This is a genomic window from Streptomyces speibonae, from assembly GCF_984686075.1.
On the sequence record NZ_OZ480260.1, the window covers coordinates 672,162 to 685,663 of the forward strand.

Genomic DNA, 13,502 nt, shown 5'->3' on the forward strand with positions numbered 1-13,502 from the left:
GGCCGGCACGCACGCTCCGTGCCCGGCTCAGCGGCCGCTGCCCCGCTCCCGTCGCAGGCGGCGCAGTACGACGATCAGGTCCAGCAGTGCCGTCAGGGCGAGCACGCCGCAGACCACGGCGAGGAAGGTCAGCGGGCCGCGGCCGGGGCTGTCGCCGGGCCCGGCGTCGGCGGCCCACACGGCGAACAGGGCACAGCCGGCGAGGAAGAGCGGCAGGAAGATTCCGGCGAGCAGCAGGCGCAGCCGCAGCGGGCTCCGGGCGGTGACCGGCTCGGTGCCCGTCCGGGGGAAACGGCGGCCGATCGTTCCGGATCGGGCCCGGGAGACTCCCTGCCCGGTCCGGTCGGGACGTTCGTCTCGCACGCCGCACACCTCCTCGTCCGCGTTCGCAGGGGGCCGGGTAGCCCTCCGGGGGGAGGACAAACAGGGATCCGTTGGGTTCCGGCGTGTTGCGGGTACCCGGCCCTCGACCCTCGGGGACCGGCGCACCATGAGGAAGGACACCGCCTCATGCAGCACGATCAGATCATCGGAAAAGTGCAGGCCCTGACACGGCTGCCGGACCGGGGATCGGCCGAGACGGCGACCCGCGCGGTGCTGACCACGCTGGCCGAACGGCTGCCGCCCGGGCTGACCGACCATGTGGCCGCCCAGCTGCCACCGACCCTGGCCGCTCCCATGCGCGAGGCGAAGACAACCACCGCCGAGGGGGCCGAGGGACCGGCGGCCACCACGGGCGAGCGCTTCGGCCTGACCACGTTCGCCGGGCGGATCGCCGGCCGTGCGGAGACCGACGAGGACGCGGCCCTGCGGGAGGCCGCCGCCGTACTGGAAGTGCTCGACGCCGCGCTCGCCCCGGAACTGACGGAGAAGGTGGCCGCCGCGCTGCCCAAGGACATCGGCGGCCTGCTGCCTGTCGGCCGGGCCGGCGAGGAAACCCGCTGAGGAGGTGACCGGACATGGTCTCCGAAACCGTGACGGTTCCCTCGGGCGGGGCGGCGCTGACCGGTGACCTCGACCTCCCCGCCGGGGTGGGCGGTGTGGTGCTGTTCGCCCACGGCAGCGGCAGCTCGCGGCACAGCCCCCGCAACCAGGCCGTCGCCACCGCGCTGCAACTGGCCGGCTTCGGCACGCTCCTCATGGACCTGCTGACCGAGGACGAGGACCGCGAGGACGTGGCGACCGGCCGGCACCGTTTCGACATCGGCCTGCTGTCCCGGCGGCTGGCACACGCCGTCGACTGGCTGGAGCAGCGCCCGGACACCGTAGACCTGCCGGTCGGTCTGTTCGGCGCCAGCACCGGAGCCGCGGCCGCCCTGGTGGCGGCGACGGAGCGTCCCGCCAGGGTGTCGGCGGTCGTGTCGCGGGGCGGCCGCCCCGACCTCGCGGGGGACGCGCTGGCCCTGGTCTCGTGCCCGGTGCTGCTCATCGTGGGCGGCGACGACACGACGGTCCTCGACCTCAACCGCCGGGCCGCCGAGCAGCTGTCGGCGGCCCCGCACCGCATCCATGTCGTGCCCGGCGCGACCCATCTCTTCCCGGAGCCGGGCGCGCTGGAGCAGGTGGCGGATCTGGCCGCGGCGTGGTTCCGCGAGCATCTGTGACGGAACATGCGGCGAGCCGCGGCGCAGAACACGCCGCGGCTCGCTCCTCGCTCGGCCGGCCTCAGCCGGTGCTGCACGACACCGTCGGCCAGTTCCAGTTGCCGTTGGTCTGGATCGTCACCCCCCACCGGTTGCCGCTGCCGTTGGACCGGGCGACGAGCGTCTGGGCGTCGGGATAGGAGGCGCTGATGTTCCAGGTCGCGGAGACCTTCGCCGGGGACGGCACCTTCATGGTCACCGTCCAGTCGTCCGCACCGCTGACCGTGACGTCGAGGTTGTAGCGGTCGCCCCAGCTGCTGCCGGCCGACAGCGTCGCGGTGCACGAGGTGCCGCCGCCTCCGTCGCCTCCGCCGTCTCCTCCCCCGCCGCCGGAGCCGTCGGGGGCCACCGCGCGGCCGGTCTGCGGGGAGATCATGCCCGCGCACAGCCCCCGGGAGGCCAGGTTCTGCGCGATGCGCGGGATCGCCGCGATGGTGTTGGCCGGCCAGTCGTGCATCAGGATGACCTGGCCGTTGGTGAGCCGGGAGGCGGCCTGCACGATGGCGTCGGTGCTGGCGTTGTTCCAGTCCTGCGAGTCGACGTCCCAGATGACCTCGGTCAGACCGTACTTGGCCTCGACCGCGCGCAGGGTCGAGTTGGTCTCTCCGTAGGGCGGCCGGAACAGCTTCGGTGTGCCGCCGCCGGCGTTCGCGATCGCCTGCTGGGTACGGGCGATCTCGGAATCCATCTGGGACTGGCTCAGCTGCGTCATGTGGGGGTGGGTGTAGCTGTGGTTGGCGACCCACATGCCCGCGTCCACCTGGGCCCTGACCAGGGAGGGGTTGGCGGCGGCGTTCTGGCCCTGGTTGAACATGGTGGCCCGCAGCCCGTTCTGCCTGAGCGCGTTGAGCAGGTTCATGGTGGAGCCGGACGACGGGCCGTCGTCGAAGGTGAGTCCGACGTAGCCGTTGCAGGCGGCGGCCTGCGCCGGGGTGGCGTTGACGGTGGAGGTCACGGTGCCTGCCAGGGTGAGTGCTGCGGCGGCCAGCCCCGTGACCAGGTACCGGGTGACCGGCTGTCGCTTTCCGGTGCTCATGGGGGGTCCTCCTCGTCCGCGGTCAGCCTGCGCTGCAGGAGACCGACGGCCAGGTCCAGTTGCCGTTCGTCATGATCGTGGCGCCCCAGTTGTTGCCGCTGCCGTTGGACCGGGCGACGAGCGTCTGGGCGTCGGGATAGGAGGCGCTGATGTTCCAGGTCGCGGAGACCTTCGCCGGGGAGGGGACGCGCATGGTGACGGTCCAGTTGCTGGAGCCGCTCACCGAGACGTTGAGGTTGTAGCGGTCGCCCCAGCTCTCACCGGCCGAGAGCGTCGCGGTGCAGCCGCCGTTGCCGCCGCCTCCGCCGCCGCCTCCGCCACCGCCACCGCCGCCACCGCCACCGCCACCGCCGGAGCCCTCACTCACGGTGATGTTGGAGCTGCCGCTGCTCTGGTAGCCCTCGGTGGCCATGATCATGTAGTTGTGGTTGCCCAGGTTCATCCCCTTGCTCGCCCAGGCGTCGAAGTGGTTGCCGCTGGTGATGGTGCCGCCCGTGCGCTTCGACTGCCGGACGCTCCAGTACTGGTCGAAGGTCCTGGTGCCCTCGATGGAGGGGGCGTTGTACCGGGTCGTCTTGTAGATGTCGTACGTGCCGCCGTCGCTGGTGACGGTGCCCTTGTACTCGCCGGTGGGCCGGTAGGTGCCCCAGTTGTCGACGATGTAGTACTCGATGAGCGGGCTGGTGGTCCAGCCGTAGAGCGTCAGGTACGCGTTGCCCGACGGGTTGAAGGAACCGGAGTAGCTGACGGTCTTGCGCCCGCCGGTGCTCCAGCCCTTGCCGGCGACGAAGTTGCCGGTGTTGCTCCACCGGGTGCTGTAGTTGCCGCCGGAACCCAGGTCCATGGAGACGGTTCCCTCGGCATCGGTCCAGAAGGAGTACCACCAGCCGTTGTTGGTGCCGGTCTGGTTGGTGGTGATGGCGGTGGCCGTGGTGGCGGTCAGCATCAGCGCGGTGACCGCGGCCAGCGCGACGGTCCAGACGCTTCTGACGCTCATCAGCATTCGCCTGGGTCTGTGGGTTCTGGGGGGTCTCGGGGGTGCGGACATGTTCATGCGATGCGCCTCCTGTGACGGATCGACGGTGAGGTCGATGCCGGAACAGTGTTGGTCTGAGCGCGTCAACCGTCAACGGTTTCGGTGAATATTTCGAAAACTTCGCCGCAGTAAGGGTAATGACGTTCTGTTATAAACACAGGTGAAGCCCCATATCGCATCGGCCGCACAAAGCAGGATCCCGTCAATCGACCGTCACGTGTCGAAGACTGATGAGATGTCATCGAATATTTCGATCACCTGTGGAGCACCACGCGACGGAGCCCGGACACCTGCCGGTGTCCGGGCTCCAGGGGGCGTCGTTCGGCTCAGGTGGGTGTCGTCCAGCGCGGGGCCGTCTCCGCCCAGGCCGTGTCCCAGCGGGACAGGTTGCGGCGGCGCAGGGCCAGGGCGGCCAGCGCGTAGGAGGCGGCGCCGGTGAGGGCGACGCCGACGGCGGCGAGGAGGGCCCAGCCCATGGTGCGGCTGTGGACCTCCTCGGGGGTCAGCGGCGCGTCCGTCGCCTCGCCGTCGGCGGTGATCCAGATGCGTACGGTGTTGTCGGCGGTCAGTCCGGGGCGGACCTCCGCGCGGGTGGTGCGGGTGCGTCCCTCACGGGTGACGACACGGACCTCGACCGGGTAGCGGGTGTTCTTCTCCTCGTCCGAGCCCGGCTCCGGGTGGCGGGGCGCGTCCTCGGTGAGCGTCGCGTCCGTTTCGTAGCGGGTCTGGCTCTGGTGGCGGGCGAGGTCCTCGTAGTGGCCGCGGGCGGCATCGCCCACGAGGAAGGCGGCCAGTGGCGCGACGGCCAGGACGACGACGAGCACTCCGAGGCCGAGCCAGGCCTGGAGTACGTCGGTGCGGCGGCGCAGGGGGTTGCGCCGCTGCCGCATACGCCACAGCGCCCGGCGCGGTGGCCGGCCGGGAGGCGGCTGTGCCGGAGGAATCTCGCCCGCCATGTCGTCTCTCCCTTCGTACGGGGTCGCAGGCAGCCGGGACGGATCAGACGGTCTCGATGGTCGAGGGGTGGTGGTGCGCCGCGGCGAGCAGGCCGGCGGCTCCCCGCACGGCGGCGGTGTGCGGGGACGGCACCGGCTGGACCGGGCAGCCGAGGCGGTCGGGAAGGTCGCGGGTGATGCCGGGGCGCAGCGCGCCGCCCCCGGACAGCAGGACGCCGCGGCTCAGGGCGGTGCGGGTCAGCGCGGTGCGGTCCTGGCGCAGCATCGCCGTGACCATCCCGGTCACCGACTCGGTGATGAGCTCGGGCTCGGTCTCGTCGGTCAGGTCGGAGGTGCCCAGTGCGGCGCGGCGGGCGTCGGTGACCGCGCCGTCCGCGAGCAGCACCACCTCGGTGAGGTGGGCGCCGATGTCCACGACGAGCAGCGGCCGGATGTGGTCGGCGCCCGCGGCCAGCGCCACCGCCCGCGCGCCCGGGACGGTCAGCACGGCGCGCGGCCGGAGGATCTCGACGGCGGTGCGCGCCTCGGTGCGGAAGGCGAGCCCGTCCAGGACCGGGGCCGTGACGACGACCAGCGGCCGGCCGATCCTCGGCATCCGGTGGCCGAGAAGCCGGTCCAGCATGCGGGCCGTGCCGGGGGTGTCGACGATGGTCCCGCGCTGGATGGGGTGGATGGCCCCGGTGCCCGGGAAGGTCACGGTGGGCACGTCGAGGACCATGCCCCGGCCGGCGATCCACGCGCGTGTGCGGGCGCTGCCCAGGTCGAGAGCGATACCTGAGCAGCGCCGGCACAGCGGCCAGTGCCGGTGACGGACGGGAGCCGGACGGGGGCGCCGGATCACAGTCACCGGCCGGCCTCCCTCACCTGCTGGCAGCGCCCGCAGTAGCGGGCCTGGGGGACGATCAGCAGGCGGTGGCGTTCCACCGGGCGGCGGCACAGATGGCAGCTGCCGTACTCCCCGGAGTCCATCCGGGCGAGCGCCGCCTCGACATCGGCGAGCACCATGCGTGCGGAGGCGGCGAGCTTCACGCCGACCTCGATCCGGGCGGCGTCCGCCCGCCCGCGCCGGTCGTCGGCACGGCTCGTGGAGGCGAACTGCCGCAGCTGCTCCTGGCGGAACAGCTGCTGCTCGAGCAGGTTCTCGCGCAGCGCCGCGAGGTCCTCCGAGGAGAGGACCCCGTCGCGCTCGCCGATGGTCTGGTGGGTCACCACTGCACCCCTCGGGCAGAGCGGGAGAGAAGGACGGTCGGGGCGGGCCTCAGGCCGCGCGGCGCTGGCAGCTGACGCAGTAGCGCGTGTGCGGGAGGATCTCCAGCCGCTCCGGCGGGACGGCCTTGGAGCAGCCCAGGCAGGTGCCGTAGGTGCCGTCGTCGACCCGGGCGAATGCCTCGTCGATCTCCGTGAGGACACGCTTGATCGCATCGATCTGGTTGGACATCAGGTGGTCACCGGGGCTCTGCCCGGTTTCGTCCAGGGCCTTGAGCTGCGCCAGCCGGGTCGTGCGGGCGTGTTCGAGCCGCTGACGGACCTCGTCCGCGGCCGGGAGAGCGGTACGCGGTTCGGTGCGGGGCAGGTCGAGCGACACGTGGGTCCTCCTCGAAGACGTACGGGTGATGTCCCCACCCTCGCCCGTTTCGTGCGTGGCTCCCATTGGGCGCGGTACCCATCTGTTCGGGGTCGCAGGACCCACCCCGTCCGGGATGGGTCCGATGGCTCGCGGGAAATGGGGTACGGGGCCCATCGACACCCGCCGTGCGGTCCGTGCACGCTGGCCGCTGTCCGCCGGGACAAGGGGCCGCGGCCGCACGACGAGGCACGGTGACCGACAGTAGAGGCAGACGAGAAAGAGGAAGGCGTGACCTCCGTGTCCCTGTACTGGCGGATCTTCGGGCTCAACGCGGTGGTGCTGGGCAGCGCCACCGCGCTGCTGCTGTGGGCTCCGGTGACCGTGTCCGTGCCGGTTCTGCTCACCGAGGCGGTGATCCTGGTGGGCGGGCTCGCCGTCATGCTCGTCGCCAACGCCGCCCTGCTGCGCATCGGGCTGGCACCGCTGGACCGCGTGACCCGGCTGATGACCACGGTGGACCTGCTGCGCCCGGGTCAGCGGCTGCCGGTGCGGGGCGGGGGCGAGGTCGCCGAGCTGGTCAGCGCCTTCAACTCCATGCTGGAGCGGCTGGAGCGGGAACGCGTCGCGAGCAGTGCCAGCGCCATCCTCGCCCAGGAGGGCGAACGCCGCCGTATCGCCCAGGAGCTGCACGACGAGGTCGGGCAGAGTATGACGGCGGTGCTGCTGGCCCTGAAGCGGGCCTCGGACGAGGCGTCCGAGCCGCTGCGCGGCGAGCTCCAGCAGGCCCAGGAGATCACCCGGGAGAGCCTCGACGAGGTGCGCCGGCTGGTCCACCGGCTGCGTCCGGGCGTCCTGGACGACCTCGGCCTGGTCAGTGCGGTGACGTCGCTGACCACCGAGTTCGCCACGCACACCGGGCTGCGGGTGGTGCGCCGTTTCGACCCCGACCTGCCGGAGCTCGGACACGAGACGGAGCTGGTGATCTACCGTGTGGCGCAGGAGAGCCTGACCAACGCCGCCCGGCACGCGGAGGCGCGGAGCGTGGAGGTGATCCTGCGCGCGGTCGGCTCCGGTGTCGTGCTCGAGGTGAGCGACGACGGGCGCGGCATCGGTGCCGCGCAGGAGGGCGCCGGGCTTCGCGGAATGCGGGAACGCGCGCTGCTGATCGGGGCCATGCTGGACATATCGAGCCCGGACGAGAACCGCGCGACAGGACGCGGAACGCGTATCCGGCTCACCGTGCCCGCCGTCAGGAAGCAGTCATGACCCATCAGGAATCCCAGCCCGCCCACCGGACGCAGCGGAAGATCCGGATTCTGCTCGCCGACGACCACGCCCTGGTGCGGCGCGGAGTGCGGCTCATCCTCGACCGGGAGCCGGACCTGGAGGTGGTCGCCGAGGCGGGGGACGGCGCGGAGGCGATCGCCATGGCCCGGGCCCACGACATCGACCTGGCGGTCCTGGACATCGCCATGCCGCGGCTGACCGGTCTGCAGGCCGCCCGCGAGCTGACCACGCTGAAGCCGGGGCTGCGCATCCTGATGCTGACGATGCACGACAACGAGCAGTACCTGTTCCAGGCGCTCAAGGCGGGCGCCGGCGGCTATGTGCTGAAGTCGGTCGCCGACCGCGATCTGGTGGCCGCCTGCCGGGCCGCGATGCGGGACGAGCCGTTCCTGTACCCGGGCGCGGTGACGGCCCTGATCCGCAACTACCTCGACCGGGTGCGGCACGGGGAGGAGGCGCCGGAGCAACTGCTGACGCCGCGCGAGGAGGAGGTGCTCAAGCTCGTCGCCGAGGGGCACTCGTCGAAGGAGATCGCCGAGCTGCTGTTCATCAGCGTCAAGACGGTGCAGCGGCACCGGGAGAACCTGCTGCACAAGCTGGGCCTGCGGGACCGCCTCGAGCTGACCCGTTACGCCATTCGCGCCGGGCTCGTCGAACCTTGACCACCGACCAGCGGGGACACCGCGCTCGCCTTCCGTTCCGCCGTGCCGCGGCGGTCCTGGCCGCCTTCGCGGCCGTCCTGCTGACCCTCGGGGTCACCGGCGGCACCGAACTCGTGCCCGGCGCGCGGTCCGCCGCACCCGCGCCCTCCCCGGTGCCCGCCTCGTACTCCTCCGACACCCGTCCGTACAGCGACGACGCCTATGTCGGCGCCCGCACCGTGCTCACCCGGCCGGAGCGGGACGTCGCGGAGCGGTCGGTGTCCGCCGGGCCCGTGCTCTTCACCGCGGCGTACACGCCGCCCGTTCCGCCGCGGCCGCTGCGCCCGGCACCGGTGACGGGGCACGCGCAGCCCGCCGCCGCGCACATGCCGTCGGATCTCGGACGGGCCCCTCCCCCGCTCTCCAGCTCCTGAGAATCCCCCTTCCTCATCTCCGCGTGCCTGCTGGAGGCATCTGTGAAACGTCCCGCCCGCTTCAGGGCGTTGTTCGCGCTCGCCGTGATCGTCGCATCCGTGATCATCGCCGTCACCGTTCCGGTCCGTCTGGGTCTCGACCTCCGGGGCGGCACCCAGATCGTTCTGGAGACCCGCTCCACCGAGACCGTCGAGGCCGACGGGGAGGCCACCGACCGCACCCTGGAGGTCCTGCGCGGCCGGGTCGACGCGCTCGGCGTGGCCGAACCGAGCATCGTCCGCTCCGGTGAGAACCGGATCATCGTCGAACTGCCCGGACTCCAGGACCCGCGGCAGGCGGCCGACGTCCTGGGCCGTACCGCGCAGCTCTCCGTCCATCCGGTGCTCGGCATCGCCTCCGGGACCGACGAACCGCAGAAGGGCGAGCAGATCCTGCCCGACGAGTCCGGCGAACGCCTCCGGCTCGGTGACGCCTCGCTCAGCGGCCAGGACGTGAAGGACGCCGAGGCACGGTTCGACCAGCAGAGCGGCGCGGGCTGGCACGTCACGGTGGACTTCGAGGACGCCAAGGGCTGGGCCCGGCTGACCGGCGAGGCCGCCTGCAACCCGGCCGGGGACCCGAAGCGCCGGGTCGCGATCGTGCTGGACGACAAGGTCATCTCCTCGCCCCAGGTCGACCCGTCCGTCGCCTGCGGGTCGGGCATCACCGGCGGCTCCACGCAGATCACCGGCTCCTTCACCAGCGACGAGGCCAAGGAGCTCGCCCTGCTGATCAAGGGCGGCGCGCTCCCGGTGCCGGTCGACACGGTCGAGCAGCGGACCGTCGGCCCGACGCTGGGCGCCGAGGCCATCGAGGCGAGCGCCTGGGCGGCCGTCATCGGCACCGCGCTGACCGCGGTCTTCATCATCGTCGTCTACCGGCTGATGGGCGTTCTGGCGACCCTGGCCCTGGCCTGCTACGGCCTCATCTCGTACGCCGCTCTGGCGGCCATCGGGGCGACGCTGACCCTGCCCGGACTCGCCGGTTTCGTCCTGGCCATCGGTATGGCGGTGGACGCCAACGTGCTGGTCTTCGAACGGGCCCGGGAGGAGTACGGCAAACGCAACCGGCCCAGCAGCCGCTCGGCCCTGACCGCCGGCTTCAAGGGCGCGTTCAGCGCCATCGCGGACTCCAACATCACCACGCTGATCGCGGCGCTGCTGCTGTTCCTGCTGGCCTCGGGGCCGGTGAAGGGCTTCGGTGTCACGCTGGCTATCGGTGTCGTCGCGTCCATGATCAGTGCGCTGGTGATCACCCGGGTGCTGGCCGAGTTCGCCGTGGCCCGCCGCTGGGTGCACCGCCGGCCGGGGATGACGGGACTGGCCTCGATCGGCCGGGTCCGCGCGTACCTCACCCGGCGCAATCCGCAGCTGATGCGGCGGCCGCTGCGCTGGCTGGCGGTGTCGGCCGTCGTGCTCGTCCTCACCGGTGCGGGCATCGCGGTGCGCGGGCTGAACTACGGTGTGGAGTTCACCGGCGGCCGCCTGATCGAGTACTCCACCAGCACCTCCGTCGACCCCGACCGGGCCCGGGAGGCGCTGGCCGACGCCGGCTTTCCGCAGGCGGTCGTGCAGTCCTCCGGCGACAACCAGCTGACGGTCCGCACCGAGGAGCTCTCCAACCAGGAGGCCGCCGAGGTGGCCGACGCCATCGCGGAGGTCGGCGGCGGGGCGGAGAAGGTCCGTGACGAGCTGATCGGCCCGAGCCTCGGCGACGAGCTGCGGCGCAACGCGCTGATCGCGCTCGGGCTGGCGCTCGCCGCCCAGCTGCTGTACCTCGCGGTGCGGTTCCGCTGGATGTTCGGTGCGGGCGCGGTGGCCGCGCTCGCGCACGACGTGGTGATCCTGACCGGCATCTTCGCCTGGCTGGGCAAACCGATCGACGGGGTGTTCCTGGCCGCGCTGCTCACCGTGATCGGTTACTCGGTGAACGACTCGGTGGTGGTGTTCGACCGGATCCGCGAGCTGTGGCGCAAGGACAGCAAGGCGCCGCTGGACCAGGTGACCAACCTGGCGGTCCTGCAAACGGTGCCGCGTACGGTCAACACCGGTATCGGTGTGATCTTCATCCTGGCCGCGCTGACCCTGCTGGGCGGCGACTCGCTCACCGACTTCGCGCTCGCGCTGCTGATCGGCATGCTCGTGGGCACGTACTCGTCGGTCCTGACGGCGTCGCCTCTCGCCGTCGTGCTCGACAAGTACGCCGGCGACGGCAAGGGCGGCCGGGGCCGCCGCGCCTCCAAACGCCGCCCCCGCGGAGGCACACCTCGGGCCAGGGCCTCCAGCCAGGGCACATGACGTAGCGCGCTCGGCGGCTCCCCACCCGGGAGCCGCCGCACCACACGCGCCGCCCCCGCGTCCCCACAGCCACTCACGCTTTCCCCGGAGCCGTCCCCGAAAGACACTGCACTTCCCCCCGGAGCCGTCGCCGCAGGCACTCGCCGCCGGGGCCGTCCCCGCAGGCGGTCGTACCCGTGGCGCCCCCGCGGGTAGCCACGCCCCGGGGGGCGCCCCCGCGGGCAGTCGCGCCCCGGACCGTCCCCCCGCGGGCACTCACGTCCCGGACCCGCCACACGAGCAGTCGTACCCGTGGGCCCCCCGCGGATAGCCACGCCCCGGGGGGCGCCCCCGCGGGCAGTCGCGCCCCGGACCGTCCCCCCGCGGGCACTCACGTCCCGGACCCGCCACACGAGCAGTCGTACCCGTGGGCCCCCCGCGGATAGCCACGCCCCCGGGGCCGTCCCCGCGGGCAGTCGCACCCCCAGAGGGGCCGCCCCCGCGGGCAGTCGTGCCGCTGGGGCGGCACGGGTGGGCGCGACGGCACCCCGCCGGCGCCGGGCTGCGCTAACACCCCCAGGCCGCCCGCACCGACCCCTAAGCCGTCGCAGGCTCGGTGGTCCGAGAGGCGAACTGGGTTCGATGGAGCTCCGCGTACCGGCCCCCCGCCGCCAGCAGCTCCGCATGCGTACCGCGCTCCACGATCCGCCCCGCCTCGACGACGAGGATCAGATCCGCCGCCCGCACCGTCGACAGCCGGTGCGCGATCACCACCGCCGTCCGTCCCTCCAGCGCCTCCGTCAGCGCCTCCTGGACAGCCGCCTCGGACGTGTTGTCCAGATGCGCGGTCGCCTCGTCGAGGATGACGACCCGCTGACGGGCCAGCAGCAGCCGGGCGATCGTCATCCGCTGGCGTTCGCCCCCGGAGAGCCGGTATCCGCGCTCCCCCACCACCGTGTCCAGCCCGTCCGGCAGCGCCCGTACCAGCGCGTCGAGCCGGGCCCGCGCCAGCGCGTCCCACAGCTCCGCGTCGCTCGCGTCCGGCCGGGCCAGCAGCAGATTGGCGCGGACTGTGTCGTGGAAGAGATGACCGTCCTGGGTCACCATGCCGAGCGTGGCCCGCAGCGATCGCGCCGTCAGGTCGCGCACGTCGACGCCGCCCACCCGCACGGCGCCCGCGTCGACGTCGTACAGCCGGGGCAGCAGCCCCGCGATGGTCGACTTGCCGGCGCCGGAGGAGCCGACGAGGGCGACGGTCTGCCCCGGTTCGGCCCGGAAGGAGATGCCGTGCAGGATTTCCTCGCCGCCGCGCGAGTCGAGCACGGCGACCTCCTCCAGGGAGGCCAGAGAGACCTTGTCGGCGGAGGGGTAGCCGAAGCGGACGTCGTCGAACTCCACGGAGACCGGGCCCTCCGGCAGGTCGCGGGCGTCCGGCCGCTCCGCGATGAGCGGCTCGAGGTCCAGGACCTCGAAGACCCGCTCGAAGCTGACCAGCGCGCTCATCACCTCGACCCGCGCCCCGGCCAGCGAGGTCAGCGGCGCGTACAGCCGGGTGAGCAGCAGCGCGAGGGCGACGACCGCGCCGGCGTCGAGGACGCCGCTGAGGGCGAGCCGCCCGCCGAGGCCGTAGACCAGGGCCAGCGCGAGGGCGGAGACGAGGGTGAGCGCGGTGATGAACACCGTCTGCGCCGTGGCCGTACGGACGCCGATGTCCCGTACCCTCCGGGCGCGCACCGCGAACTCCTCCGCTTCCTCCTCGGGGCGGCCGAACAGCTTCACCAGGGTGGCGCCGGGCGCGGAGAACCGCTCGGTCATCCGGGTGCCCATGGCCGCGTTCAGGGCGGCGGCCTCGCGCTGCATGCCGGCCATGCGGCGGCCCATGCGGCGGGCGGGGATCACGAAGACCGGCAGCAGCACCAGGGCGAGCAGGGTGATCTGCCAGGACAGGGTGAGCATCACGGCGAGGGTGAGCAGCAGGGTGACCAGGTTGCCGACCACGGTCGACAGGGTGTTGCTGAAGGCCCGTTGGGCGCCGATGACGTCGTTGTTGAGACGGGAGACGAGCGCTCCCGTACGGGTGCGTGTGAAGAACGCGACGGGCATACGTTGGACATGGTCGAACACCGCCGTGCGCAGATCGAGGATGAGGTCCTCACCGAGGGCGGCGGACAGTCTCCTGCCCAGGACGCCGAGGGCCGCCTCCACGACCGCGATCAGCGCGATGAGCAGGGCGAGGCGGACGACGGTGGCCTCGTCACCCGCGGCCACGATGGTGTTGACGACGCGTCCGGCGAGCACGGGGGTGGCGACGGCGAGGGCCGCGGTGGCCGTGCCGAGCAGCACGAACAGGACGAGCCGGCGGCGGTGCGGGCGGGCGAAGGCGGCGATGCGTCGCAGTGTCTCCCGGGTCACGGGGCGGTGTTCGTCCTCGGCGGACATGACGCTGCGCAGTTGTGTCCACGCTGTGGTCTCCATGCTCATGAACGCGAAGGTAGAACCTTGACCATGGTTGAGGTCAAGCGCGGGGCGGCCCCTCTCCAGGGGCCGCCTCCCGGTCGTAAGGAGCCGTCCGGACGGGCGCAACCC

At 72.5% G+C, this 13,502-nt stretch carries 14 protein-coding genes; 6 read left to right on the forward strand and 8 right to left on the reverse strand.

Features of this window, described 5'->3' with window-relative positions; all coding sequences use genetic code 11:
* Positions 1–27: 27 nt before the first annotated feature.
* Complete coding sequence (locus tag AC5L3C_RS02900; RefSeq protein ID WP_493646665.1) at positions 28–363, reverse strand: DUF6343 family protein; 336 nt, start codon at positions 361–363, stop codon at positions 28–30.
* A 147-nt stretch (positions 364–510) separates the two neighbouring features.
* Between AC5L3C_RS02900 and AC5L3C_RS02905 the strand changes: the two genes are divergently transcribed.
* Both AC5L3C_RS02905 and AC5L3C_RS02910 read left to right on the forward strand, forming a co-directional pair.
* Positions 511–945, forward strand: coding sequence for a DUF2267 domain-containing protein (locus AC5L3C_RS02905; RefSeq protein ID WP_493646667.1), 435 nt, complete (start codon positions 511–513; stop codon positions 943–945).
* Positions 946–959: 14 nt separating this feature from the next.
* Positions 960–1,604 (forward strand): dienelactone hydrolase family protein, encoded by a 645-nt coding sequence (locus AC5L3C_RS02910; RefSeq protein WP_493646669.1) that lies wholly within the window; start codon positions 960–962, stop codon positions 1,602–1,604.
* Between the two features lie 61 nt (positions 1,605–1,665).
* Here the strand turns inward: AC5L3C_RS02910 and AC5L3C_RS02915 are convergent, their stop codons facing one another.
* The 6 genes from AC5L3C_RS02915 to AC5L3C_RS02940 form a co-directional block, all read right to left on the reverse strand.
* Positions 1,666–2,679, reverse strand: coding sequence for a polysaccharide deacetylase family protein (locus AC5L3C_RS02915; RefSeq protein WP_125502262.1), 1,014 nt, complete (start codon positions 2,677–2,679; stop codon positions 1,666–1,668).
* A 22-nt stretch (positions 2,680–2,701) separates the two neighbouring features.
* Positions 2,702–3,676: a glycoside hydrolase family 11 protein gene (locus tag AC5L3C_RS02920; RefSeq protein WP_493646671.1), complete on the reverse strand. Its 975-nt coding sequence runs from the start codon at positions 3,674–3,676 to the stop codon at positions 2,702–2,704.
* 365 nt (positions 3,677–4,041) lie between these two features.
* Complete coding sequence (locus tag AC5L3C_RS02925) at positions 4,042–4,671, reverse strand: Rv1733c family protein (RefSeq protein ID WP_125502267.1); 630 nt, start codon at positions 4,669–4,671, stop codon at positions 4,042–4,044.
* Between the two features lie 43 nt (positions 4,672–4,714).
* Positions 4,715–5,518, reverse strand: coding sequence for an acetate and sugar kinases/Hsc70/actin family protein (locus AC5L3C_RS02930; RefSeq protein WP_164555554.1), 804 nt, complete (start codon positions 5,516–5,518; stop codon positions 4,715–4,717).
* Positions 5,515–5,880: a TraR/DksA family transcriptional regulator gene (locus tag AC5L3C_RS02935; RefSeq protein ID WP_185931123.1), complete on the reverse strand. Its 366-nt coding sequence runs from the start codon at positions 5,878–5,880 to the stop codon at positions 5,515–5,517. The genes AC5L3C_RS02930 and AC5L3C_RS02935 overlap by 4 nt, the downstream gene beginning before the upstream one ends.
* 49 nt (positions 5,881–5,929) lie before the next feature.
* Complete coding sequence (locus tag AC5L3C_RS02940) at positions 5,930–6,256, reverse strand: TraR/DksA family transcriptional regulator (RefSeq protein WP_125502272.1); 327 nt, start codon at positions 6,254–6,256, stop codon at positions 5,930–5,932.
* Between the two features lie 270 nt (positions 6,257–6,526).
* Between AC5L3C_RS02940 and AC5L3C_RS02945 the strand changes: the two genes are divergently transcribed.
* Genes AC5L3C_RS02945 through secD form a run of 4 tightly spaced genes read left to right on the forward strand, consistent with a single transcriptional unit; the run spans position 6,527 to position 10,937 of the window.
* Positions 6,527–7,504, forward strand: coding sequence for a HAMP domain-containing sensor histidine kinase (locus tag AC5L3C_RS02945; RefSeq protein WP_125502274.1), 978 nt, complete (start codon positions 6,527–6,529; stop codon positions 7,502–7,504).
* Positions 7,501–8,187 carry a response regulator gene (locus tag AC5L3C_RS02950; protein WP_493646675.1) on the forward strand — a complete coding sequence of 229 codons (687 nt, stop codon included), beginning with the start codon at positions 7,501–7,503 and terminating at the stop codon, positions 8,185–8,187. The genes AC5L3C_RS02945 and AC5L3C_RS02950 overlap by 4 nt, the downstream gene beginning before the upstream one ends.
* Entirely contained in the window at positions 8,184–8,600 is a 417-nt protein-coding gene (locus AC5L3C_RS02955; RefSeq protein ID WP_493646677.1) for a hypothetical protein, read from the forward strand. Before AC5L3C_RS02950 ends, AC5L3C_RS02955 begins: the two co-directional genes overlap by 4 nt.
* Positions 8,601–8,642: 42 nt before the next feature.
* Entirely contained in the window at positions 8,643–10,937 is a 2,295-nt protein-coding gene (gene secD, locus AC5L3C_RS02960; protein WP_493646679.1) for a protein translocase subunit SecD, read from the forward strand.
* Between the two features lie 576 nt (positions 10,938–11,513).
* Here secD and AC5L3C_RS02965 read toward each other — a convergent pair.
* Entirely contained in the window at positions 11,514–13,397 is a 1,884-nt protein-coding gene (locus AC5L3C_RS02965) for an ABC transporter ATP-binding protein (protein WP_493646681.1), read from the reverse strand.
* Between the last annotated feature and the right edge of the window lie 105 nt (positions 13,398–13,502).